The 23,669-nt window shown below is 66.9% G+C and carries 23 protein-coding genes; 13 read left to right on the top strand and 10 right to left on the bottom strand.

The annotated features are described in order from the left end of the window. Positions 1-49: 49 nt before the first annotated feature. Positions 50-907 carry a hypothetical protein gene (locus ACVXZ4_RS15995; protein ID WP_461795792.1) on the bottom strand — a complete coding sequence of 286 codons (858 nt, stop codon included), beginning with the start codon at positions 905-907 and terminating at the stop codon, positions 50-52. Positions 908-1,280: 373 nt separating this feature from the next. Here ACVXZ4_RS15995 and ACVXZ4_RS15990 point away from each other — a divergent pair, with 373 nt between their 5' ends. The 5 genes from ACVXZ4_RS15990 to guaA are packed head-to-tail and all read left to right on the top strand — an operon-like array spanning position 1,281 to position 6,085. Then, entirely contained in the window at positions 1,281-1,811 is a 531-nt protein-coding gene (locus ACVXZ4_RS15990; protein ID WP_461795791.1) for a cation:proton antiporter regulatory subunit, read from the top strand. Positions 1,812-1,813: 2 nt separating this feature from the next. Further along, on the top strand, positions 1,814-3,211 hold the full coding sequence (locus tag ACVXZ4_RS15985) for a cation:proton antiporter (RefSeq protein ID WP_461795790.1): 1,398 nt from the start codon (positions 1,814-1,816) through the stop codon (positions 3,209-3,211). Positions 3,212-3,215: 4 nt separating this feature from the next. Next, positions 3,216-4,043, top strand: a complete 828-nt coding sequence (locus tag ACVXZ4_RS15980; RefSeq protein WP_461795789.1) for an SURF1 family cytochrome oxidase biogenesis protein — start codon at positions 3,216-3,218, stop codon at positions 4,041-4,043. Positions 4,044-4,047: 4 nt separating this feature from the next. Next, a complete protein-coding gene (locus ACVXZ4_RS15975; protein WP_461795788.1) occupies positions 4,048-4,503 on the top strand; it encodes a DUF3817 domain-containing protein in 456 nt (151 codons plus the stop codon). Further along, entirely contained in the window at positions 4,499-6,085 is a 1,587-nt protein-coding gene (gene guaA / locus ACVXZ4_RS15970) for a glutamine-hydrolyzing GMP synthase (protein WP_461798011.1), read from the top strand. The genes ACVXZ4_RS15975 and guaA overlap by 5 nt, the downstream gene beginning before the upstream one ends. Before the next feature lie 33 nt (positions 6,086-6,118). On the opposite strand, the gene ACVXZ4_RS15965 is transcribed toward guaA, so the two are convergent. From ACVXZ4_RS15965 to ACVXZ4_RS15945, 5 genes are all read right to left on the bottom strand, one after another. After that, a complete protein-coding gene (locus ACVXZ4_RS15965; RefSeq protein WP_461795787.1) occupies positions 6,119-6,631 on the bottom strand; it encodes a MarR family winged helix-turn-helix transcriptional regulator in 513 nt (170 codons plus the stop codon). 168 nt (positions 6,632-6,799) lie between these two features. Continuing rightward, complete coding sequence (locus ACVXZ4_RS15960; RefSeq protein WP_461795786.1) at positions 6,800-7,357, bottom strand: dihydrofolate reductase family protein; 558 nt, start codon at positions 7,355-7,357, stop codon at positions 6,800-6,802. Between the two features lie 52 nt (positions 7,358-7,409). Then, positions 7,410-8,240 (bottom strand): Bax inhibitor-1/YccA family protein, encoded by an 831-nt coding sequence (locus tag ACVXZ4_RS15955; protein WP_461795785.1) that lies wholly within the window; start codon positions 8,238-8,240, stop codon positions 7,410-7,412. Positions 8,241-8,300: 60 nt separating this feature from the next. Beyond that, positions 8,301-8,798 carry a hypothetical protein gene (locus ACVXZ4_RS15950; RefSeq protein ID WP_461795784.1) on the bottom strand — a complete coding sequence of 166 codons (498 nt, stop codon included), beginning with the start codon at positions 8,796-8,798 and terminating at the stop codon, positions 8,301-8,303. A 4-nt stretch (positions 8,799-8,802) separates the two neighbouring features. Then, positions 8,803-9,105, bottom strand: coding sequence for a zinc-ribbon domain-containing protein (locus ACVXZ4_RS15945; RefSeq protein ID WP_461795783.1), 303 nt, complete (start codon positions 9,103-9,105; stop codon positions 8,803-8,805). Positions 9,106-9,163: 58 nt separating this feature from the next. Between ACVXZ4_RS15945 and ACVXZ4_RS15940 the strand changes: the two genes are divergently transcribed. Both ACVXZ4_RS15940 and ACVXZ4_RS15935 read left to right on the top strand, forming a co-directional pair. Continuing rightward, positions 9,164-10,249, top strand: a complete 1,086-nt coding sequence (locus ACVXZ4_RS15940) for a glycerophosphodiester phosphodiesterase family protein (RefSeq protein ID WP_461795782.1) — start codon at positions 9,164-9,166, stop codon at positions 10,247-10,249. Between the two features lie 68 nt (positions 10,250-10,317). Continuing rightward, positions 10,318-10,689, top strand: coding sequence for a hypothetical protein (locus tag ACVXZ4_RS15935; protein WP_461795781.1), 372 nt, complete (start codon positions 10,318-10,320; stop codon positions 10,687-10,689). 27 nt (positions 10,690-10,716) lie between these two features. Here ACVXZ4_RS15935 and ACVXZ4_RS15930 read toward each other — a convergent pair whose 3' ends face one another. Then, positions 10,717-12,126 carry a dihydrolipoyl dehydrogenase family protein gene (locus tag ACVXZ4_RS15930; protein ID WP_461795780.1) on the bottom strand — a complete coding sequence of 470 codons (1,410 nt, stop codon included), beginning with the start codon at positions 12,124-12,126 and terminating at the stop codon, positions 10,717-10,719. Positions 12,127-12,235: 109 nt separating this feature from the next. Between ACVXZ4_RS15930 and ACVXZ4_RS15925 the strand changes: the two genes are divergently transcribed. Then, positions 12,236-14,671: an ATP-dependent helicase gene (locus ACVXZ4_RS15925; protein WP_461795779.1), complete on the top strand. Its 2,436-nt coding sequence runs from the start codon at positions 12,236-12,238 to the stop codon at positions 14,669-14,671. Between the two features lie 20 nt (positions 14,672-14,691). Here the strand turns inward: ACVXZ4_RS15925 and ACVXZ4_RS15920 are convergent, their stop codons facing one another. Next, the gene (locus ACVXZ4_RS15920; protein ID WP_461795778.1) at positions 14,692-16,134 is read right to left on the bottom strand and encodes an AAA family ATPase; all 1,443 of its coding nucleotides are present in this window, start codon (positions 16,132-16,134) and stop codon (positions 14,692-14,694) included. A gap of 100 nt (positions 16,135-16,234) precedes the next feature. Here ACVXZ4_RS15920 and ACVXZ4_RS15915 point away from each other — a divergent pair, with 100 nt between their 5' ends. After that, on the top strand, positions 16,235-17,308 hold the full coding sequence (locus tag ACVXZ4_RS15915; protein WP_461795777.1) for an alkene reductase: 1,074 nt from the start codon (positions 16,235-16,237) through the stop codon (positions 17,306-17,308). A gap of 4 nt (positions 17,309-17,312) precedes the next feature. Here the strand turns inward: ACVXZ4_RS15915 and ACVXZ4_RS15910 are convergent, their stop codons facing one another. Beyond that, on the bottom strand, positions 17,313-18,071 hold the full coding sequence (locus ACVXZ4_RS15910) for an oxygenase MpaB family protein (RefSeq protein WP_461795776.1): 759 nt from the start codon (positions 18,069-18,071) through the stop codon (positions 17,313-17,315). Between the two features lie 118 nt (positions 18,072-18,189). On the opposite strand from ACVXZ4_RS15910, the gene ACVXZ4_RS15905 reads away from it, so the two are divergent. From ACVXZ4_RS15905 to sucD, 3 genes are all read left to right on the top strand, one after another. Continuing rightward, positions 18,190-19,539 (top strand): RNB domain-containing ribonuclease, encoded by a 1,350-nt coding sequence (locus tag ACVXZ4_RS15905; RefSeq protein WP_461798010.1) that lies wholly within the window; start codon positions 18,190-18,192, stop codon positions 19,537-19,539. 175 nt (positions 19,540-19,714) lie between these two features. Beyond that, complete coding sequence (sucC, locus tag ACVXZ4_RS15900; RefSeq protein ID WP_461795775.1) at positions 19,715-20,878, top strand: ADP-forming succinate--CoA ligase subunit beta; 1,164 nt, start codon at positions 19,715-19,717, stop codon at positions 20,876-20,878. Positions 20,879-20,892: 14 nt separating this feature from the next. Beyond that, positions 20,893-21,792, top strand: a complete 900-nt coding sequence (sucD, locus tag ACVXZ4_RS15895; protein WP_461795774.1) for a succinate--CoA ligase subunit alpha — start codon at positions 20,893-20,895, stop codon at positions 21,790-21,792. 71 nt (positions 21,793-21,863) lie between these two features. On the opposite strand, the gene ACVXZ4_RS15890 is transcribed toward sucD, so the two are convergent. After that, a complete protein-coding gene (locus tag ACVXZ4_RS15890) occupies positions 21,864-22,481 on the bottom strand; it encodes a fasciclin domain-containing protein (protein ID WP_461795773.1) in 618 nt (205 codons plus the stop codon). A gap of 186 nt (positions 22,482-22,667) precedes the next feature. Here ACVXZ4_RS15890 and dhaK point away from each other — a divergent pair, with 186 nt between their 5' ends. Next, a complete protein-coding gene (gene dhaK, locus ACVXZ4_RS15885) occupies positions 22,668-23,666 on the top strand; it encodes a dihydroxyacetone kinase subunit DhaK (protein ID WP_461795772.1) in 999 nt (332 codons plus the stop codon). The last annotated feature ends 3 nt before the right edge of the window (positions 23,667-23,669 follow it).

Genomic DNA, 23,669 nt, shown 5'->3' with positions numbered 1-23,669 from the left:
ATCCGGCAGGATGCCCCGATCTCTGGCGGCTCATATGGCCGAATCCGGCTCATCGCTGGGGAACAAGGCCGAATGGCAGAAGGTACTCGGCAAGCACACGGCGATCGCGCACTAGTTCGGCAGTCAGCCGCACGAATCCGCCCACCACGCGCCGCATCCTGTCTTCGCGCACCTTCTCCTGCCACAACACCTGCTCGACAGAGATGTCACGCTGGAACTGACGATTCACCCCGTATTTCGAGAGGCCGTCGTACTCGCAAACCAGTCCGAGATGGCGCCAGTAGAAGTCCACGAAACCGATCGATCCGGCTTCATCGACAATCTCGACCTGCAACTCGGGCGGGGGCAGCCCGAGCGCATGGAATTGAACTCGCGAAAAGGACTCCCCCGGAGAGCCCGACTTCCCGTCGGCGAAATTGATCGCGAGGCGAGCCCGCGTTGATCCCGGATACGGCAGCAGCGAGTCAAGGCTTTCCAACAGCGACAGCTTATTCACTGCGGGCACGCCAAGCCCGTAGCGGAATTCGCCCGACCGAGGCTCGCGGAAAGCGGCATCGGACATGGTCACAGCACGCACGAACGGCGTGGTCGAGGACATGTCGATGATCGTTCGCTGCAGCGACGTGACGGTGACCCCGTCGATAACCCTAGGTTCTTCATCCAGCCCGAGACCGTGGCGACGAATACTCTTGCGGGAGGTGCCTCCGGGGGAGGGCGCCGTCAGCTGGTGTGCCTTTTGGGGCCACGCCCCGACATTCGGAAGGCGATACAGCGCGGCAGCGGAATCGTGGGAGAACTGGGCTCCAGGGTCGGACACCAGTGCCGCAGATCGCACAACGGTTCGGTAGCGCTCATTCAAGTCCATGCCGCGCCAAGTCGCGGAGTCCATGTACACGCCGGTGGCCACCCTTGTCAGCACACCCTGCTGCGTCAGACGCCGCAGGTCACGCCCGGACCCGAGTCGCTCCGCTTCGCGTGCCAGGTACAGTGCCGGACTAGTCATGAGGAGAAGTGTGACCGTCGTGCTTTTCCCACGGGGTCTCACCACTGAATTCTGTTGAAGGTCGCGCATCCGCGCGGACTGTGAGGAAGAAGTCCGGGCGGACTGTGAGAACGAAGTCTCCCTCGAACGCGAGCCGTTTTCGGCGGGATGAGTGCTCGTGATGTGGCTCATCCCGCCGGATACAGCTCTCGGCGAGAGTGGCGGCTCCCCGGGAGGCGTCAAGGGGAGCCGCGGTAGACTGACTTCTGGTTTTCGGGTCGGCGAAAGGGTCAGCACAATGGTCGATGTTCGACGCGTCAAACTCCCCGGAGTGGGTGTTCTCCACACCTTTGTGACCGCCGACGGCGGCAAGGCCGGCGTCATCACCCACCGTTCCGGTCACAGCGATCTCATCACCTTCGCCGATGAGGAAGACGGATCGGATGCCAGCAAGGTCTCGCTGCGCCTCAGCGAAGACGAGGCGCACACGCTCGCCGAACTGCTCGGCGGCACGCGCATCACCGAGGGGCTGGACAAGCTCGACCAGATCCCGGGCCTCTCGATCGACTGGTTCACCGTGGACTACGACGACCACATCGCCGGACAGCAGCTCGGCAACCTCGCCACCCACGGCGTCGTCGGCCTCGCGGTGGTCGCAGTGGTGCGCGGCGAGTCTGCGAACCCCGCACCGGCCGACGACTTCAAGGTCTTCCCCGGTGACACGCTCGTGGTCGCCGGCTCCCCGGAGAAGGTGAACAAGGCCTTCAACTTCTACCGCACGGGCGAATTGGCGCACCGAGTGTTGGCCGATTCGCCGCCCGGAGAGTAACGGTGCACCTCGGTGGCGAGCTCGCCGTTTTGGGTCTGCTCTTCGTCATCGCTTATGGGCTGGGACGGCTAGGGAAGCTCGTTGGCGTTCCCGCCATCCCGATCTATATGCTGGTCGGCCTCATCGCCAGCCCTAACTTCCACCTGTTCCCCCTGAGCTTCAAATCGGCCGATGTCGAACTGATCGCCGTGTTCGGCCTGATCTTCCTTCTCTTCAGCCTGGGGCTCGAATTCGACCAGGACGAGTTCTACGGCAACGCCAAGGCCCTGTTGCTGTCCGGTGGCACCCGCATTCTCATCAACATGGCCGCCGGTTTCGGGTTCGGCCTGTGGGTCGGGTGGGGAACAAGGGAGGCCCTGATCATCGCGGGGATGACGGCGACCTCCTCGAGTGCGATAGTCACGAAACTGCTCATCGAGTTCCGCCGACTGGCCAATCGCGAGACGCCCGTGATCCTCGGCATAATGGTGCTCGAAGACGTCTTCATCGCGATCTATCTCGCGATCATCTCGGTTGTGCTCGGAAAAGAGAGCGGATTCTGGCCGGTCGCCCTGCAGCTCGCCATCGCCTTCGCGTTCCTGGTCTCGATGTTCGCACTCGCCCGTTGGGGCGGTCGACTCGTCTCGCGACTTGTGCGCACACGGGACGACGAGCTGTTCACCATCCTCTTCTTCGGTCTCGCCGTCGCGTTCGGGGGTATCGGCGAACTTCTCGGTGTCTCCGATGCCATCGGCGCGTTTCTGATCGGCCTGGTGCTGGGGGCGACGCGATATCGAGCGCGCATCGAGCAGTTCGCCCTGCCGCTTCGCGACGTCTTCGGCGCGTTCTTCTTCCTCAACTTCGGTCTCGCCCTCGACCCGTCCACCTTCGGCGGGGTCGCGTTGCCGGTTGCCGTCGCGATCATCATGACCCTCGTGCTCAACACCCTCGGGGGGCAACTCATCGCGTGGATCGCAAAGCTGACGCCACCGCAGGGATTCAACGCCAGCGCGATGCTGCAGAATCGCGGCGAGTTCGCCCTGATCCTCGCCACTCTCGCCACTACGGCCGGATTGGACTCTCGGCTCACCCCGTTCGCCGGCCTCTATGTGCTCATCATGGCCATAGTCGGCCCTGTGCTCGCCTCCCGATCCGAGAAGTTCGGCAATCGCTACCTCCGCAGCGGCAGCAAGAAGACCGCCGCCGCAAGGCCGGTTCCCATAATGGCGGAGGAGAATATTGCCCTGGTGGAAGCAGCGACCGCGGGGCTGGATGGCGGGGACCCCGACCATGCGGTCTCCGCGGCCGATCGACTGATCGAGCAAGCCATGCTGCAGTCCGACGAGCACGGTGGGCGCCAGAGTGACCGCCAGCAGAACGAACGCCAACCGAATGAACGCCAGAGAGATCCGGAATATTGAGAGTATGACCGAGACAGAGACGGTGTGGACCGTTGCCCGGCGTCCGCGCTGGATCGGGGCCCTCGCCCTCGCCCTCGTGGTGGCGGCCGGGTTCGCCGGACTCAGCCAGTGGCAGCTCGCACGCGCCATCGCCACCGGCACCGTGATCGAGCGTGACACGGAGACCGCGATACCCCTCGACCGGGTCGCGAAGCCCCAGGCCCCGGTGACGGATCGGGCCAATGCGCAGATGGTGACCGCGAGTGGCCGCTGGAACCCCGGGGACTATTCACTGGTGAGCGATCGGTTGAACAAGGACAAGCCGGGGTACTGGGTCGTCGGGCACTTCTCGGCGGGCCTCGACTCCGGCACCACTGCCGGCCTCGCCGTGGCGCTCGGGTGGTCCCCTGATCGCGCGGGAGCCGAATCCGCCCTCGAACGACTCGACCGGCAGGCCGACCTCGCTGTGGTGCCGATCGAAGGACGCTACATCCCCGCCGAAGGTCCACAGGACAGCGACTTCGAACACGGCAAGCTCTCTACGATGACCCCGGGCGCGTTCCTCAACACCTGGAAGACACCGGATGCTGCCGGCGTCTACGGCGGCTACCTCACGTCTGCGCAACCGGTCGCCGGTCTCACACGCATCGACTCCCCGAAGCCGTCGTCCGACGTGGAGGTGAACCTGCTCAACATCTTCTACGCGGTGGAGTGGGTGGTGTTCGCGGGCTTCGCGATCTTCCTCTGGTACCGCCTCGTGCGGGACACCTGGGAGCGGGAGCAGGAAGAAGCGTCGGAGGCCGCGGCCGCCGACGCGAACGCGGCGGACGCCCAACCGGCGCACGTAAACTAGGGCCATGGCGCTTCGACCCCGACTGTCCGACATCCCGAAAATCCGCGGGGCGGTGAAGTGGTACCGGGTGTCCGCCTATGTCACCGGAACCCTGCTGTTGCTGCTCGTGCTCGAGATGGTGCTCAAGTACACGCCGATCCAGCGGGAGATCGAGCTGGGGGGCACCCAGGGTTTCATCGCCCTCGTGCCGGACGGCACGGTGCGCGCCGTGAACCTGTCGACGGGCATCCTCATCGCCCACGGCTGGTTGTACGTCGTCTACCTGTTCGCCGACTTCCGCCTGTGGAGCTTCATGCGTTGGCCGTTCCTGCGCTTCATTCAGATCGCCCTCGGCGGCGTCGTACCGTTCCTCTCCTTCATCGTGGAGCACTTCATCACGCGTCGCGTGCACCTCGAGCTCGCCGAGCTCGAACAGTCTGTTCCGGCCCCGGCCGCGCCCTCGGAGGTAACGAATCATTAGCACGGCACGCAGCGAGACGGACCACCAGAGAGTACTCGTCGTCGACTTCGGCGCGCAGTACGCACAGTTGATCGCCCGCCGGGTGCGCGAGGCCAATGTCTACTCCGAGATCGTGCCGCACACGATCACGGCGGAGGAGGTGGCCGCCCTCAATCCCTCGGGCATCGTGCTGAGCGGAGGCCCGTCGAGCGTGTACGAGGCCGGCTCGCCGACGCTCGATCCGGGCATCCTCAAGCTCGGCATCCCCACCCTCGGCATCTGCTACGGATTCCAGGTGATGGCGCAACAGCTCGGGGGTGAGGTCGCCAATACCGGACTTCGCGAGTACGGCTCCACTGCGGTCACCCTCGCCGCCGGCTCTTCGACCTTGCTCGGGGATCAACCGACGGAGCAGACCACCTGGATGAGCCACGGCGACTCGGTGTCGAAAGCGCCGGAGGGCTTCACCGTGCTCGCGTCGAGTGCGTCGACCCCGGTAGCGGCGTTCGCGAGCGACGAGAAGCGGATGTACGGGGTTCAGTGGCATCCGGAGGTCAAGCACTCCGAGTTCGGTCAGCGGGTGCTCGAGAACTTCCTGCACGATGCCGCCGGGATCCCCGCCGACTGGAACAGCGGGAGTGTGATCGCCGAGCAGGTGGAGCGCATCCGCGCGCAGGTCGGCTCGGCACGGGTGATCTGCGGACTCTCCGGCGGCGTCGACTCCGCCGTCGCCGCGGCGATCGTGCACAAGGCCGTCGGTGACCAGCTCGTCTGCATCTTCGTGGATCACGGCCTTCTGCGCCAGGACGAGCGCCGCCAGGTGGAGGAGGACTACGTCGCCTCCACCGGGGTGCGACTGGTGACCGTCGACGCCGTCGACCAGTTTCTCGACGCCCTCGCCGGCGTGAGCGACCCGGAGACCAAGCGCAAGATCATCGGGCGCGAGTTCATCCGCTCCTTCGAGGCCGCAGCGGCCGACCTCGTCGCCGAAGCGGCGGGGGATGGCGCGTCGATCGACTTCCTCGTGCAGGGAACGCTCTACCCGGACGTCGTCGAGTCCGGCGGCGGCACCGGCACCGCCAACATCAAGAGCCATCACAACGTGGGCGGGCTTCCGGAAGACCTCCAGTTCAAGCTGGTCGAGCCGCTGCGCGCTCTCTTCAAAGACGAGGTGCGGGCGATCGGCCGTGAGCTCGGGCTTCCGGAGGTCATCGTCGGTCGCCAGCCGTTCCCGGGTCCAGGTCTCGGCATCCGCATCGTCGGCGAAGTCACCCGGGACCGCCTCGAACTGCTCCGGAAAGCGGATGCGATCGCTCGTGCCGAACTGACCGCTGCCGGTCTCGACCAGGAGATCTGGCAGTGCCCGGTCGTGCTGCTCGCGGACGTACGCTCGGTCGGTGTGCAGGGGGACGGCCGCACGTACGGGCATCCGATCGTCCTTCGCCCGGTGTCGTCGGAAGACGCCATGACCGCGGACTGGACGCGCCTGCCGTACGACGTGCTCGCGCGCATCTCCAACCGCATCACGAATGAGGTCGCTGGGGTCAATCGCGTGGTGCTCGATGTCACGTCGAAGCCGCCGGGCACCATCGAGTGGGAGTAGCGCCCCGAGATCCGGGCGGCGGGGCCGGTTCGGCTATCCTGCCGGAGAGATGGTCGAGCGGATCGCCGTCGCCACATGCTCAAGCACGTCGATGGCCCGTGGCCCGTTCTGCGGGTGCCAGGTGTCGACCGCCTCGGTGACGGCTTCGAAGTAGCGGCGGTAGACCTCTTCGCGGGCCTCTTCCCCGCGCGGCGACAGCCGCACGAAGAGTGATCGGCGATCGACGGGATTTGGCCGACGAAGGACGAGTCCTGCCGCTTCGAGCCGATCGACCATCGAGGTCATGGCACCGGTCGTGAGCGCGAGTTCCTTGGCGAGCGCTTTCGGGGTCACCTCGCCCATCTCGCCGAGGTGCATGAGGGCGTTGAACTCCGACCCGCTCACATGGAGGGAGCCGGCGAAGATCGCGCGGATGCGGCGATGTTCGATGTCGAGATGATGGAGCGCTCTCGCGAGCAGGCGCGTGTTGCTCGTGGGCTCGCCGAGAAGGCGCACGTCATCGGAGACCAGCGAAGCCTCCCGGGTGTCCGATTCGACCGATTCCACGGCTGGCTCCTTTCGCGAAGGCGGTGATGAGTTTTCAGCTTAGGTTCGCGAGCCGCTCGGTAGGGGCGGTCGGTTACCCCCCGAACGCGGGGATCCTTCGAGGTGCATATTAATCAGAGATTGTATAATTCAAATAACGTACGAATATCGGATGATCTGCCGAGAGGCCTACGCGGTCATGCGATAGCGGAGATAGACGACGCCGTTCGCGAATCGGCGCTCCTCCAGAAGGGAGAGCGACACTCGTGCACCGAGCGGAAGGAACGGGATGCCGCCCCCGACCGAGACCGGGGAGACGAGCATCCGCACCTCATCGACCAGGCCGGCTGCGATCGCGTGGGCGGCGAGGGTCGGACCCCCGATCGAAAGCGGCCGGTCGGCCGTCCGCTTCATTCGCGAGACCTCCGACGCATCGAACCGCCGCTCGATGCGTGTCCGCTCGGTTGTCACAACCTGCAGCGTCGAGGAGTAGACCACCTTGTCGGCCGCCCGCCAGAGAGCGGCGTAGTCCCTGATTTCCGCCGGCTGGTCCGTGGCGCCCAGAGTCTCCCAGGCTGCCATCACCTCGTACAGCCGACGCCCGTACAGGTACGTGCCGACGTCGCGCTCGAGGTCGTTGACGAAAGCGTGCACTTCTTCATCCGGAACGCTCCAGTCGAAGCGGCCGTCGGCATCGGCGACATAGCCGTCGAGGGAGGTGATGCCGGTATAGACCAATTCAGCCATGGATGCTCTCCTCCGTACTCCGCCCCACTCGGACCTCAGCGTCCGAACGCCGCTAGCGGCGCAGCAGCGCGAGCAGTCGCAGGATCTCGAGGTACAGCCAGACGACGGTGACCATGATGCCGAAGGCGGCGGTCCACCCGTAGATGCGCGGAGCTCCGCGCTTCACACCGGTCTGGATGCTGTCGAAGTCGAGCACGAGCGAGTACGCCGCCATGATGATCACGAGCGGGCCGATAATGACACCGAGGGGGATGCCGAAGAGCTCGACGCTTCCCCTCAAGCCGAACGAGTCGGACTGGGCACCGGTGGCGACCAGGATGAAGTTGATGAGCGAGAAGATCCCGTAGCCGACCAGCGCGATGAGGAAGACCTTGGTGGCCTTCTTCGACGCGCGGATCTTGCCGCTGGCGAAGAGGGCGAAGGTCACTCCGACAACCACCAGGGTGCCCAGAACTGCCTGAACGGCGATACCGCTGTATCGGGTCGTCTCGAAGAACTGAGTGATCGCTCCGACGAAGATTCCCTCGACCGCGGCGTAGCTCAGCACGAGCGCGGGCGATGGCTTCTTCTTGAAGATGTTCACCAGCGCGAGCACGAAGCCGACGATGGCGGCGGGAAGGGCGAGTACCGGGAAGAACCAGCCGACCGCGGCACCGACGAGCAGGATCACGAACGAGACGACGATCTTCACGATCGTGTCTTCGTAGGTCATGCGGTCGGTCTGGGAGGGCGTCGCGGAAGGAACGCTGTAGAGATCGGTGAGCTGGGCCGCGGTCATGTTCTCGGTTCTCACCGGTGCCGTCGAGCTCTGCAGCTTCGCGACGACATCGCGGTTCGAGGAGAACGCGGGGGAGCGGTTGAACGCCGGGTTGGAGGTAGCCATGCCGGTGAGTTTACCGGGCGAGCCATCCGAAATGCTGGGGATTCGCCCCCGCTCGCTGCGCTAGGGGCGTAGCGCGCGGGGCCGTGCGACAGCGCGCGCCAGCCACGCGGATGCCACGATCACCACGAGGGAGACGGCCACCACGATCGCGCCGTCCCCGTATTGCGGATACAGCCGCGCAAGCGCGAGGCCGCTCACCAGCGGGAGCAGGGTTGCGAGGTAGCTGCGCGCCGGCCGCTGTCGCACCATCAGCCAGAAAGCGAGCGGCCCGACGAGAAGGACGGCCGCGACGGATCCGAGGAGGAGGGATCCGACGAGCAGGGCGCTCGGCACCGCGACGGCGGCACGAGGACCGCCCCGCGCCGGCAGGATCGCCCAGCCCGCGATGTGGGAGACGAAACCGATCAGGATCAGGTAGTCGGCGTAGGCCGAGCCGGCCTGGAGCACGAGGGCACCGGCAAGGATGAGCACGATCGCGCCGACGTAGCGCGGGCGATAGCGGCCCCAGCGCAGCTCGAGCAGGGAGGTCGGCTCGCGCCAACTGCTGCGTGTTTCCATGCGCTCAACCCTTGGGGGAGAAGAGGGCGATCGCCACGACAATGATCAGCACCCCACCACCGAGAGCCATGATCACACCCACGATCACCGCGAGGTCCGGTCGCCTTCGCTGAACAGGCTCGTCGTCGAATTCGGTGATCGGCCGGATCACCGCGGGGATCGGCTCGGGGATCGCCGTGGATGTCGATGTCGCCGTGGCAGCCTCGTCGCCCCGCGCGGCCTCCGTCGCAACGACCGCCGTTCCGCAAGTGACGCAGAACTTCCAGCCTGGATCGAGCGCCGCCCCACAGCTCGTGCATTTCCCCATGGGCACGAGAGTAGCAAGGTCGCGAAAGCGCGGCATGCGTATCCCGTAGCGTTGGCACGTGACTTCTTCGCCCGGCCCCCTCGTGATCGGTCATCGTGGGGCGAGTGGCTATCGGCCGGAGCACACGCGCTCGGCCTATCGGCTCGCCTTCCAGCAGGGAGTGGACGCCGTAGAGCCAGACCTGGTCGCCACGAAGGATCGCGTGCTCGTGATCCGCCACGAGAACGAGATCTCGGGAACGACGGATGTCGCCTCACTCCCGCAGTTCGCCGACCGCCACACCACCCGCGTGATCGATGGGCAGTCCCTCAGCGGCTGGTTCACCGAGGACTTCACCTGGGCAGAGCTCGCCACCCTGCGGGCTACCGAGCGGCTGCCGAAAGTACGGCCGGGCAACACGGAGTTCGCGGCCGAGGGCATCCTCAGGCTGTCCGACCTCCTCGAGCTTCTGGATGACGCGCCCCCGAGCGCCCGAGGTGGGCGCATCGGCATGGTCGCCGAGATCAAGCACGCGAGCTATTTCGCGTCGATCGGACTGCCGCTCGACGAACTCTTCGCGGCGGAACTGGCCGCGGCCGGCTGGAGCGCTGACGAGCGACTCACCATCGAGAGCTTCGAGGAGACCGTGCTCGGGCAGATCCGAGAGCGGGGAGTGCGGGCCCGGTACGTGTTCCTTGTCGACGTCGAGGGATGCCCGGCCGACCAGGTGGCGAAGCTCGGAGCAGAGGCTCGGCTCTACTCCTCCTATCTCACCGTCGACGGGATGGCCGCGCTCGCCGTTTCCGTCGACGGAGTCAGCTTCGACAAGCACATTCTTCAGGCGACGGATGCCTCGGGCTCCACGGTTGGCACCGAACTCGTCGCTCGCGCCCACGCCGCCGGGCTCACGGTCTTCTGCTGGACGCTGCGCGCTGAGAACAGGTTTCTCGCGAAGGCGCTGAGGCACGGCGCATCCGCAAGCCGCTTCGGTGACTGGATGACGGAGTTCGTCGACCTGATGGGCATGGGCGTAGACGGAGTGTTCACCGACCAGCCCGACCTCGCGATCGAGGCGCGGTCCGCCCTGCTCGCTCGCCCGCTGATCGAGTGGGCCGCCCGCGACGCTCCCGCTGATCGAGTAGGCCGCCCGCGGCGCTCCCGCTGATCGAGTAGGCCGCCCGCGGCCGTGTCGAGATCCTCGACACCCAAGCAGTAACGAACTACTCTCACGATATGGACACTCTCGCCACGGCAGAACGCGCGCTCCAGCTCGACGCCATCCGCCTCCGCGGCCGTCGCAACGGTGGCCTCCTCGGAGTCCTTGGTGTACTCGCCGTGCTCGGGTCGTGGTGGCTCATTCCCCAGTCGATCTTCGGGCCGCTCAACGCCGCCGATCCGACAGGCGCAGTCAATCTCGCGGTGGGGATCATCGCGCTGGTCTCGGGCATCACCCTCATCGTGGTCGGTGTTCAGGCCTTTCGGCGAGCGAGCGCGGGCGATCCACAGTCCGGTTCCGGAGCATCCAACCCGCGCTTCGACAACCCCGGTGCGCCCACTCCGAACGGTCAGCCGCCGCTCAACTGGACCGGCCTCACGGTTCACTAGCGGCCAGCCCAATCAGGGCCCGTCGAATCAGGGCCGGCCGGCCGGCTCCGTCAGCAGCGCCCGCGCCGCCAGCCCGATCACCGCGCTGTAAGTGGGATAGGCGAACTTCACGTTCGCGAGAGTCGCGACGTCGATGCCGGCCGCCATCGCCGTGGTGACCGACTGCACCACCTCGATCGCATTCTCGCCGACTGCGTGCGCCCCGAGGATCAACTCACGTCGGCGATCAGAGATGAGCATCAGGAATCCGCGCTCCCGGTCGTCGATGACGGCCCGGTCGAGCGTGGAGTAGTCGACGCGGGCGACCACGCACTGCGGATCGCGCTCGCGAGCCTGTGCTTCGGTGAGCCCGACCCCGGCATAGTCCGGGTCGGTGAAGCCGCCAGCGGGCAGAAGGTGATGTGGGGTTCGGCGGTTCGCGTCGAGCACCGCGTTCTCCGCTGCCGCTTCCCCCTCGAAGTGCGCGGCCTGCACGAGCATGTCCCGCCCGTTCGCGTCACCGACGGCGAAGATGTGGGGCACGGATGTGCGGAAGTACTGGTCGACCGCGATCGCGGACCGCTCGGGCGTGATCCCGGCGCTCTCGAGACCGAGGTCGTCGACATCCGCCGGCCAGCCGGTCGCCATGATCACGGCATCGAAGTCGGCGGATGCCACGGCGCCACCCTCCCGCCAGCGCAGCGTGATCGAGCCGTCGGCGGCGCGCGAGAGGCCGTCCACCCCGTCGATGCCGGTGCGCACGGACACCCCCTGCTGCACGAAGGCCCCGCTGACGGCCTCGGCGATCGCGGCATCCGATGCCAGGAGAAGGCGGGGCGCGACATCCAGCACGGTGACGGCGCTGCCGAACGAACTGAACACCGTCACCAGCTGGGCACCGGTGTTGCCTGCCCCGATCACGGCCAAGCGAGCGGGAAGCTCCGGTAGGGAGAGGATGTCTTCCGGAACCGTCGCGAGCTGCGCTCCGGGGATAGGGAGCCGACGGGAGTGCCCGCCGACGCAGATGATCACCGAGTCGGCAGTGACCACGCGACCGCTGTCGAGCACGAGCGTGTTGGCGTCGGTGAAGCGCGCGCGGCCCTCCAGGATGAGCTCGATGCCGGCTGCCGCGAATCGATCGGCCTCGGCTTTGATCGAGCGCACCCGGTCCACGGTGCGTGTCACCCGCGCCACGGTCTCCGGCCAGTCGAGAGACTGCTCGGTGAGGATGATCCCCCAGGATCCGGCCGTCCGCATCTCGCGGGTGATCCGGGCTGTGCGGGCGAGCACGCGGGTAGGTACGCAGCCCGTGTTCACGCAGGTGCCGCCGGTGCGATCCGCTTCGAGCACGGCGACGCGGGCGCCGAGTTCGGCGGCGCGCAGGGCGGCGGCGGTCCCGGCCGGGCCGGCACCGATCACGACGACGTCGAAGTCACGATCGACTGAAGATGCGGGCACTGGTGTCTCCCTCGGGCTCACTTTCAGAGTAGGGGAGAGGCTGTGTGCGCCTCCCGCTCCCAGCACCTTCGCAGCACCGTCGGTGCTTCGCCCTAGAATTGGGTCGGTCATGACCTTCATCCTGGATCCGGCCGAGCCCCATTCTGAGCCGACTCAGTCCCCTCTTCTCGCGGGACTCAACCCGCAGCAGCGCGAAGCTGTCGAGTACCGCGGTCACGCCCTGCTGATCGTCGCGGGCGCGGGATCCGGCAAGACAAGCGTGCTCACCCGGCGGGTGGCGAGCCTCATCGAGACGCAGGATGCCTGGCCGTCGCAGATCCTCGCGATCACCTTCACCAACAAGGCCGCGGCCGAGATGCGGGAGCGTGTCGAGGCCATCCTCGGGCAGGCCGCGCAGGGCATGTGGATCTCGACCTTCCACTCGGCCTGCGTGCGCATTCTCCGCCGCGAGGCCGAGCACTTCGGTTTCGGCAAGAACTTCACCATCTACGACTCGGCGGACTCCCGCGCACTCATCAAGCGGATCATCAAAGACCTGGATGCCGACACCTTCGGCTTCACCGTCTCCTCGGTGGCCGGCAAGATCTCCAAGCTCAAGAACGAGCTGAGCGATGTGGAGTCCTACGCCAGGGGCGCCAACTTCAACGATCCGCAGGAGCGGGTGTTCCTCGACATCTTCCGCGAGTACACGCGCAGCCTGCAGAGCGCCAACGCCTTCGACTTCGACGACCTCATCGGCCAGACCGTCTACCTGTTCCGCGCGTTCCCGCAGGTGGCTGCGCTCTACCAGCGTCGCTTCCGGCACATCCTGGTCGACGAGTACCAGGACACCAATCACGCCCAGTATTCGCTGATCCGGGAGCTGACCCAGCCGCCGCGCACCGACCTGCTCGGCGGGGCGACGGGCTTCGACGGGTCGCTGCTGAGCAACCCGACGAAGCACCTCGAGCCCGCGTCGCTCACCGTCGTCGGCGATTCCGACCAGTCGATCTACGCGTTCCGCGGCGCGGACATCCGCAACATCGTGGAGTTCGAGCGGGACTTCCCGAACTCCAAGGTGGTGTTGCTCGAGCAGAACTACCGGTCGACCCAGAACATCCTGAGCGCGGCGAATGCCGTGATCTCGAACAACTTCGACCGCAAGGACAAGAAACTCTTCACCACCGTCGGCGACGGCGACAAGATCGTCGGCTTCACCGGCTACAGCCAGCACGACGAGGCGCAGTTCATCGCGGACGAGATCACCGAGCTTCACTCCACCGGCAATATCGAGTACCGCGACATCGCAGTCTTCTACCGCACCAACGCGCAGACGAGAGCACTGGAAGAGATCTTCATCCGCTCCGCGCTGCCCTACCGGGTGCTCGGCGGCACGAAATTCTACGAGCGCGCCGAGATCAAGGATGCCTTCGGCTACCTCATCGCGATCGCGAACCCGGCCGATCCGATGGCGCTGCGCCGCATCCTCAATACCCCGAAGCGCGGCATCGGCGGCGTCACCGAGGCGACACTGCAGCGCTACGCCGAGACGCACGGGATCACGCTGCGTGAGTCGCTGCGGCACGCGGATGAGATGGGCTTCGGCCCCAAGATCACCGGCGCGATCCTCGGCCTCGGCGCGATCCTCGATGAGGTCGCGCTGACCGCGGATACGGCCGCGGTCGCCGACATCCTCACTGCACTCATCACCAAGACCGGACTCGTGGAGGCGCTGCGCTCCTCCCGCGACCCGCAGGATGAGGCCCGTGCCGAGAACATCGAAGAGCTCGTAGCGGTGACAAAGGAGTTCAACAAGAACAATCCGGATGGCACCCTTCTCGACTTCCTCACCGAGACCTCTCTCGTGGCCGCGGCCGACGACATCGACGACTCGAGCGGCACCGTCTCGCTGATGACGCTCCACACCGCGAAGGGTCTCGAATACGAGGCGGTGTTCCTCACCGGCATCGAGGAGGATCTGCTCCCGCACCGCATGTCGGCGAACGAGCCCGGCGGACCGGCAGAAGAACGGCGTCTCTTCTACGTCGGCATCACGCGCGCACGCCGAAAGCTCTACCTCTCCCTCGCGATGACCCGGGCGCAGTTCGGCGAGGTCTCCGTCGCCATGCCGTCGCGTTACCTGCAGGAGATCCCGCCTGAGCTCATCGAGTGGCGGCAGTCTCCCGGCATGGCGACTTCGCGCGGGGGCACGCAGCCCCGAGCGCTCAACGCCCGGCGCGGAGGATTCGGCGCGGAGGATGCCCCGGCGCTGGGTTCCGGCTATGGCGCGTCCAGCGGACCGGGGGCGACGGCCCTCGCCCGCGCCGCCCGGGCCGAGCGAGCGGCCCAACCGAAGACGCAGTGGGCCAACCGGGTGACGAACGTGGTGCGGGACAACGGCGACCTCACGCTGGCCGCGGGCGACCGCATCCGCCATATCGATTTCGGGGACGGTCGGGTGACGGCTGTCACCGGCACCGGGCCGAAGTCGATCGCCGAGGTTCAGTTCGACACCGCCGGCCGCAAGCGCCTGCTGATCAAACTGGCGCCGATCGAGAAGCTCTAGCCCGGCATCCTCGCGGGGTGCTACCCGAGCGGTGACCCCGGGGAGAGCGGAGCGTACGCACCCCACGACGCGGTGGACGCGCCAGGCTGCTCGGGATTCGCGCCGCCACCGAGAAGGTTGCGGGCAAGCTGGGCGCCGGCATCCAACAGCTCATCCAAGGATGTCGACAGGTCGTCGTCGGTGACGGGGCGATCCTGCTCTGCTGCGGAGAGTACGGCTCGTCGCACCAACTCCTTGGCGAATGACCCGGTGGTCTCGACGGCTCGATCGGCAGCGGCATCGATCGCCGCCGAGGAGAACGGCAGGCGATTCGCGTAAAGCCGGAACAGGCGACGGCGCGCACCGGCATCGGGCAACGGGATGTCGACAGCCAGGTCAACGCGCCCGGGGCGCTCCGCCAAGGCGCGTTCGAGTACCTGGACGCGGTTCGTCGTCAGGATGAACGTGACATCTGCATCCCCGTCGAGGCCGTCGAGCGCATCCAGCACCGCGAAAAGTAGGGGCTGAGGCCCGTGCATCCCTCGCTGCTCCGCGACCAGGTCCACATCCTCGAGCACGACGATGGCGGGTTGCATAGCGCGCGCCAACTCGGCGGCTTCGGTGATGAACTGGATGCTCGATCCAGTGAGGAGCACGGCCGTCGTGCCCGGAGTCCGTGACAGCAGGTGACGCACGGTAAGGGTCTTGCCCGTGCCGGGAGGCCCATAGAGCAGCACCCCGCGCTTGAGGTGTTGTCCGGCAGCGAGCAGACGCTCGCGCTGCTCTCCGATGCCGACGACATGGCGAACCACGGTCTCGAGCACGCCGGGCGGAAGGACCACGTCATCCGCGTCGACCGCCGGTCGGTGCAGGAAGGTTGCACCGGCCGACGAGTTGCCGTATTCATTTCCGGTGAACGACAGCAATTTGCCCCGCAGCACGCTGAGACTCAGCACCAGTCGGGAGAATTCGTCGAGGAACCGCGACGAGATCTCGGTGTCGAGAGAGAGGATCTCGAGTTGCGCTCCGGGCCGGCCGAATTGAGGTTGGGCCGCGCGCTCGAGCACGACCACGGGGTGGCCCTCGAAGACGATGCGGTGAAGGCCGAACGCGATGACCCTCCGCGTGGTCTCCGGGCCATCGGCGATCGAGAGGTAGTCGATCGGCGCGGGGGAGAAACGGCCGTAGGGGCTGAACAGGAGCTCCGAGAGCGAGAGGTGCTCGCGTTGCTGGCCGCCGCTGACGCCGACGGGAGGGTGGCCGGAGTCCCGCCCGAGCTCGGCGAGGGCGAGGTCGGCGTCGACGAGCCGGTGCGCGGGAAGCCCGTGCGTGATCACCGGCAAGGTGGAGATATCCGTCGCGAGGAACTCCTGCACCACCAGGCCGAGCGGAGTGAGGTCGCTCGATTCGACAGCGACCTGGTTGACGACCTCGGACATGAATCGCTGGAAGGTGGAGAGAAACTCGCGGGTAGGGTCATCCATCGTCTCAGGCTAGTCGCGCGCGGGACGCAGAGAAGGGAATAGTGCGGGGCGCGCGCCCGTTGGCCAATCGGTACCCGCAACCCAGCCAGAAGGATTTACCGTGCAACTCTTCGCGCCCGTCAACCTCGGAGCCCTCGCCCTCTCCAACCGCGTCGTCATGGCGCCCCTCACCCGACTGCGGGCCGGTGATTCCGGTGTTCCCAACGACCTGCTGGTCGAGCACTATCGGCAGCGTGCCACCCTCGGCCTCATCGTGACTGAGGGCACCTTCCCCAGCCCGGTGAGCCGCGCCTACCCCGGCCAGCCCGGCATCGTCACAGACGAGCAGATCGCCGGATGGCGCCGGGTCACCGACGCCGTGCACGAGGAGGGTGGCGTGATCGTGATGCAGCTCATGCACGGAGGCCGTGTCACGCATCCCGAGATCACCGGAGGCCTCACCCCGGTGGCTCCGAGCGCGATCGCTATCGACGGCGAGACCCACACGCCTCTCGGCAAGAAGCCCTATGCCGAGCCCCGCGCTCTTCTGACCGAGGAGCTTCCCGCGGTGACCGCCGAGATCGTGCAGGCCGCTCGCAACGCGATCGCCGCCGGATTCGACGGCGTCGAGGTGCACTCCGCCAACGGCTACCTGCTCCACGAATTCCTGTCGCCCGTATCGAACGTGCGCACCGACGCCTACGGCGGCTCGCCGGCGAACCGTGCCCGTTTCGGCATCGAGACCGTGACGGCGGTCGCCGAGGCGGTCGGCGCGGATCGGGTGGGCATTCGCATCTCACCCTCGCACAACATCCAGGACGTCTTCGAGACGGACGAGGCGGAGACCAGGGCCACCTACGAGGCGCTCATCGACGGCATCGCACCGCTCGGCCTCGCCTACCTCAGCGTGCTGCACAGTGACCCCGCGGGAGAGCTCGTGCAAGACCTCCGCGCCCGTTTCGGCGGGCCGCTCATGGCCAACAGCGGGTTCGGTCAGCTGACCACCCGTGACGAGGCCATGGAGTTCGTGACCGGGAACCACGCGGATGTCGTCGCCGTCGGCCGCCAGGTGATCGCGAACCCCGACCTCGTCGCCCGCTGGCGCGACGACCGCGAGCTCAACGAGCCGAACCCGAGCACCTTCTACGGTCCCACCGGCGAGGGCTACACGGACTATCCCGCGCTGGCGAGCTGAGAGGTCAGCCCAGCCGGCGCAGCAGGTGGTTCTTCGGCCAGTGGCGCAGCCGGGTGGGCAGCCGCGGAAAGACGCGGGTCGTGACACCCATCAGGCGGTCGAAGCGGCGCTGCCGCCGGGCGTCCCACGGCAGTGCATAGGCCTCGCGCAGCGCGGGCGGTAGGAGTCCAGCGGTCGCGAGCCTGGCGACCGGCATGACCGCGCGCATCCACAGGGGACCGGATGCCGGGCGCAGCACCTGAATCGCGACCGATCGAACCCGGTCATCGACCTCCAGCCCCGCCAGTTGTTCCCGCCAGTAGCGACCGAACGCCTCCCGGTCGGCGGGCCAGAGGGCGGCCGGCATGCCGAGAGCGGTGCCGACGTTCGCGTAGTCCTGATAGACCCGCTCGGCGGATGCCTCGTCGAGCGGACCGAACACGCGCTCATGCAGTGTGGCCGCCGTCTCGTAGAGCGTGGCGGCCACCCAGAGCTGCAGCCCGGCATCCGAGGCATCGTAGGTTGCGGACCGCACCGGGGCGTGGGCGCGTTGCACCATGGCCGTCACCGCTGCGACCTGGTGCGGGGTCCCGAAGACCAGTGCATACACGTATGTCAATGTGTTGCGGAGTCGGCGCAGCGGTTCGGCCGCGAAGTCGCTGTGGTCGGCCACGGCGTGACCCACCGCGGGATTGGCGAGCTGCAGCAGGATCGCCCGACCGCCGCCCGCGAGCAACACGGCCTCGGCGCCGATGTCGACGAGTCCCAGGATCTTGGCAGCCACAGTCCATTGTGCGCCGTTGCGGCCGGGTGCCGCCCGTAGGCTGGCGCGCGTGACCGTGTCTTCCGTGCGTTTCGTTTCCGATTCCCCCTCCAGCCAGCTCGCCGAGAGATTCGCCGCAATGCGCGGCGAGCTCGGGCTCACCGCCGACTTTCCGCCGGCCGTCGAGGCGGATGCCCGGTCCGTTGTCGCCCACCAGGTGCTCCCCGATCTCGACTCCACGGCGATCCCCTTCATCACGATCGACCCGGCGGGTGCGACCGATCTCGACCAAGCCCTCCATCTCGAGCGCGATGCCGACGGGTACCGGGTCTGGTACGCCATCGCGGACGTGCCGGCGTTCGTCGCACCGAACGGCCCGATCGATGCGGAGGCCCGCCGGCGCGGCCAAACCATGTACTCGCCTGACGGCCGCATCCCGTTGCATCCGACCGTGATCAGCGAGGATGCCGCGTCGCTGCTGCCCGGCCAGGTGCGCAGCGCCTTCGTGTGGGAGTTCCGGCTCGATGCTGAGGCGAACGTGACCTCTGTGGGGATCGCCAGGGCGCGCATCCGAAGCACCCGCCAGTGCGACTATGCGGGTGTGCAGGCCGAGCTCGATTCCGGCACGGCGAGCGATGTGGTTCGGCTGCTGCGCGAGGTCGGTGAGAAGCGCATCCGTCTCGAACGGCAGCGTGGTGGGGCGAGCCTCAACCGTGCCGACCAGGAGGTGATCGAGGTCGACCACGTCTACCGGCTCGAGCGTCGCCGATCCCTGCCGGTCGAGGGGTGGAACGCGCAGATCTCCCTGATGACGGGTATGGAGGCCGCACGAATCATGATCGATGGGGGAGTGGGAATCCTCCGCACCATGCCGGCTCCGGATGCCGTGGCGATCGAGAGGTTCCGGCTGCAGACCTCGGCTCTCGGCTGGCCCTGGGCGCCCGGTCTCGCGTACGGCGACTACCTGCGCACGCTCGACGGGTCCGATCCCGGTCAACTCGCGATAATCCATACCGCCGGTTCGCTCTTCCGTGGCGCGGGCTACACGGTGCTGCCGGGCGCGGCCCCGGATGCCGTGATCCAGGCCGCGGTCGGGGCACCGTATGCCCACACGACCGCTCCACTTCGACGTCTCGTCGACCGCTTCGTGCTCGTGACCTGCGAGGCGCTCGTCGGCGGTCATCCGGTGCCGTCCTGGGTGCGCGACGCCCTGCCGTCGCTTCCCGGGATCATGTCGGCCTCCGACGGCATCGCCTCACGACTCGACCGGGGCTCGATCGATGCCGTCGAGGCCGCGATGCTGCGCGGGCGGGTGGGCGAGGTCTTCGACGCCACCGTCATCTCCGCCCGCAAGAGCGGGGGAGTCATCCAGCTGGCCGATCCCGCCGTGAGTGCGGACTGCTCCGGTGCCCTGGTGGCCGGGACCCGGGTGCGTGCCACCCTGCTCACCGCCGACATCACCACCGCGACCGTGGCGTTCACGGCGTGAATCGCGGGCGTAAAAACCCCCAAAGTTTCCCCTCCGGCGGCCTCTCTCGCGAGAAGCTCCCGGGTCGTCGGGGGTAGAGTGCTTGGTGGCCCAAATATCTTGATGTCGAGCTATCTCGACATCAAGACAGTTGCCACCACACCGGACAGACGAACTGCGGATTGGACACAGCAGCGTGGATCTATTTGAGTACCAGGCCCGAGATCTCTTCGAATCGTACGGGGTGCCGGTACTCGCCGGCATCATCGCCGATACGCCCGAAGAAGTACGCGCGGCAGCGGCGAAGCTCGGCGGAACCGTCGTCGTCAAAGCCCAGGTAAAGGCCGGCGGCCGCGGCAAGGCCGGCGGAGTGAAGGTCGCCCACAACCCGGATGATGCGGCCGCGGCCTCCGAGGCAATCTTCGGCCTCGACATCAAGGGACTCACCGTCAAGCGCGTGATGGTCGCCGCCGGAGCACGCATCAAGCAGGAGTACTACTTCTCGGTGCTTCTCGACCGGGCCAACCGCAGCTACCTCTCGCTCTCAAGCTACGAGGGCGGCATGGAGATCGAGGAGCTCGCCGTCGAGCGCCCCGAGGCACTGGCCCGCATCGAGATCGACCCCCTTGCCGGGATCGACCTGGCCAAGGCCACCGAGATCGCGATCGCCGCCAAGTTCCCGGCAGAGATCGTCGACAAGGTCGCTCCGGTCTTCGTGAAGCTCTACGAGGTCTACAAGGGCGAGGACGCCACGCTGGTCGAGGTCAACCCGCTCGTTCTCACCGAGGAAGGCGACATCGTCGCCCTCGACGGCAAGGTGTCGATCGACGAGAACGCCGAGTTCCGTCACCCGAACCATGCGGCCCTCGTCGACACCGATTCCGAGGACCCGCTTGAGGCGAAGGCCAAGGCCCTCGGCCTCAACTACGTGAAGCTCGATGGCGAGGTCGGCGTGATCGGCAACGGTGCCGGCCTCGTGATGTCCACTCTCGACGTGGTCAGCTACGCGGGCGAGAACTTCGGCGGCGTGAAGCCCGCCAACTTCCTCGACATCGGCGGCGGGGCATCCGCCGAGGTGATGGCCAACGGCCTCGATGTGATCCTCGGCGACCCGCAGGTGAAGAGCGTGTTCGTCAACGTCTTCGGTGGCATCACGGCGTGCGACGCGGTGGCCAACGGCATCGTCGGCGCACTCAAGACGCTCGGCGACACCGCCTCGAAGCCACTCGTGGTGCGTCTCGACGGCAACAAAGTCGAGGAGGGCCGCGCGATCCTCGCCGAGTACGCCCACCCGCTCGTGTCACTCGCCGACACCATGGACGACGGCGCCGCCAAGGCCGCCGAACTGGCCTCGAAGTAAAGGGACAACAGAAAATGTCGATCTTCCTCAATAAGGACTCCAAGGTCATCGTGCAGGGCATCACCGGCGGTGAGGGCACCAAGCACACCGCCCTCATGCTGAAGGCCGGCACGCAGGTCGTCGGTGGCGTCAATGCCCGTAAGGCCGGCACCACCGTGACCCACGCCGGCACAGACGGTAGCAGCGTCGAGCTGCCGGTCTTCGGGACAGTGGCCGAGGCCATCGAGAAGACCGGGGCGGATGTCTCGATCGTCTTCGTACCCCCGGCTTTCGCCAAGGACGCGGTGCTCGAGGCCATCGAGGCCGAAATCCCGCTCGTCGTCGTGATCACCGAAGGCATCCCGATCCAGGACTCTGCCGAGTTCTGGGCAACGGCCAAGGCCTCCGGCAAGACCCGCATCATCGGCCCGAACTGCCCCGGCATCATCACGCCCGGCGAGTCGCTCGTGGGCATCACCCCGGCCACCATCACGGGCAAGGGTCCGATCGGCCTCGTCTCCAAGTCAGGCACGCTCACGTACCAGATGATGTACGAACTGCGCGACCTCGGATTCTCGACCGCCATCGGCATCGGCGGCGACCCCATCATCGGCACCACCCACATCGACGCTCTCGCGGCCTTCGAGGCCGACCCCGAGACCAAGGCGATCGTCATGATCGGCGAGATCGGTGGAGACGCCGAGGAGCGCGCCGCGGAGTACATCAAGGCGCACGTCACCAAGCCGGTCGTCGGCTACGTCGCCGGCTTCACCGCTCCCGAGGGCAAGACCATGGGCCACGCCGGCGCCATCGTCTCCTCCGGTGCGGGCACCGCGCAGGGCAAGAAGGAGGCCCTCGAGGCCGCCGGGGTCAAGGTCGGCAAGACGCCGAGCGAGACCGCCACTCTCATGCGCGAAGTGCTCGCCTCGCTGTAGCGGAACTGGAACGCAACGGAAGGCCAGCCTCGGCTGGCCTTCCGTCGTTAACCCGGGTGCTTTTCGAACCGTCAGATGACGGCGGGAAGCAGCACTCGGTTGATCGTGTGGATCACGCCGTTGCTCGCCTGGATGTTGAGGCCCGAGAGCACGAGGCGCGGATCCTGGAAGGCCGGGTTCGCGTCGCGGAGGGTGAGGCCGCGCGGCTTCACGATGCCGCCGTTGGCCATGGTCAGAGACCCGGCCGTGAGCACACTGATCGGCCCGAGCTTGCGGTCGGCGACTACGTGGTAGAGCAGCACGTTCTTGATCTGGTCGATGGTGAGGGCGCTCGTGATGGTGCTGAGCGCGGCCGCTTCGCTGGTGGGGGCGACGCCCGTAAGGTCCTGCACGAGGCGCTCGAAGGCCAGGTCGTTGGGGGCGAACACGGTGAACTTGCGGCTGGTGTCGGCGAGCACGGGAACGAGCCCGGTGGCCGTCAACGCCTGCACGAGGAGGTCGTAGTCGTAGGGGTTGCTGTCGGGGGTCCCTCCTCCGGAGGCGGCGACCGCGACATCCACGATGGATCCCTTGGGGGCTGGCGGCCCATAGTGCGCGGGCACGGAAGCCGATGCGGGAATCGAGCTGCCGAGCACGAGCACTCCGGCGGCGACGGTGGTGATGGCGGTGACGATGAGACGGTTCTTCACGATGCACTCCTTTGTGGGGCCCGGCGAGCGGGCGGAAACGGTCGTTCTCACTGGTTAGTTCCGCCGAAACAGCCCGATCGGATGCACCCGACCGAGAGTTTCTCGCGCGGGCCGCTGAACTCTGGCGCGGCACAGTGCTCGGGTCTAGCGTGATATCCAGGAAAACTCGAGGAAGAGGGCTCACCCGTGAAAAAACTCATCAACGACCCAGAGAACGTGCTGGCCGATTCCCTTGTGGGAGTCGAGGCAGCTCATCCGGAACTGCGGGTCGACCATGTCAACCGCATCATCTATCGCGGCGAACCGACGAAATCGGGCAAGGTCGCCCTCATTTCGGGCGGCGGATCCGGTCACGAACCGCTGCACGGCGGATTCGTCGGCTTCGGGATGCTCGACGCCGCCTGTGCCGGTGAGGTGTTCACCAGCCCGACGCCCGACCAGATGCAGGAGGCGACCAAGGTTGCCGATTCCGGCGCAGGCGTGCTGCACATCGTGAAGAACTACACCGGTGACGTGATGAACTTCGAGATGGCGGCAGAGCTCGCAGAGGCGGATGCCGGGGTGAAGGTCGAAACGGTCGTCACGAACGACGATGTGGCGGTCGAGGACTCCACCTGGACGGCCGGCCGACGTGGCGTCGGAGTAACGGTGCTGCTCGAAAAGATCGTCGGGGCGGCGGCCGAGGCCGGCAAGGACCTCGGCGCGGTCGCCGAGCTCGCCCGCAAAGTGAACGACTCCGGACGGTCGATGGGGATGGCTCTCACGAGTTGTACCGTGCCCTCCGCGGGAAAGCCGACCTTCGAGATCCCGGACGACATGATGGAGATGGGCGTGGGCATCCACGGCGAGCCGGGCCGGCATCGCGTGCCGCTCGCGCCCGCGGCATCCATCGCCCAGCAGTTGGTGGAGCCGGTGCTCGCGGATCTCGACTTCACCGACGGCCCGACGATCGTGATGCTGAACGGCATGGGCGGATCCCCTCTCATCGAGCTGTACCTGATGTACGGAGAGGTGAAGAAGATCCTGGATAAGGCCGGCGTCACGGTGGCGCGGAGCCTGGTCGGCAACTACATCACCTCGCTCGATATGGCGGGCTGCTCGGTGACGATCCTGAAGGCGGATGACGACATGCTGAAATTCTGGGACGCCCCGGTGAACACCGCCGGCCTGCGCTGGGGGGTCTAGAAC

Source organism: Lacisediminihabitans sp. FW035 (genome assembly GCF_054880895.1).
This window is presented reverse-complemented; position numbering and strand designations above follow the sequence as displayed.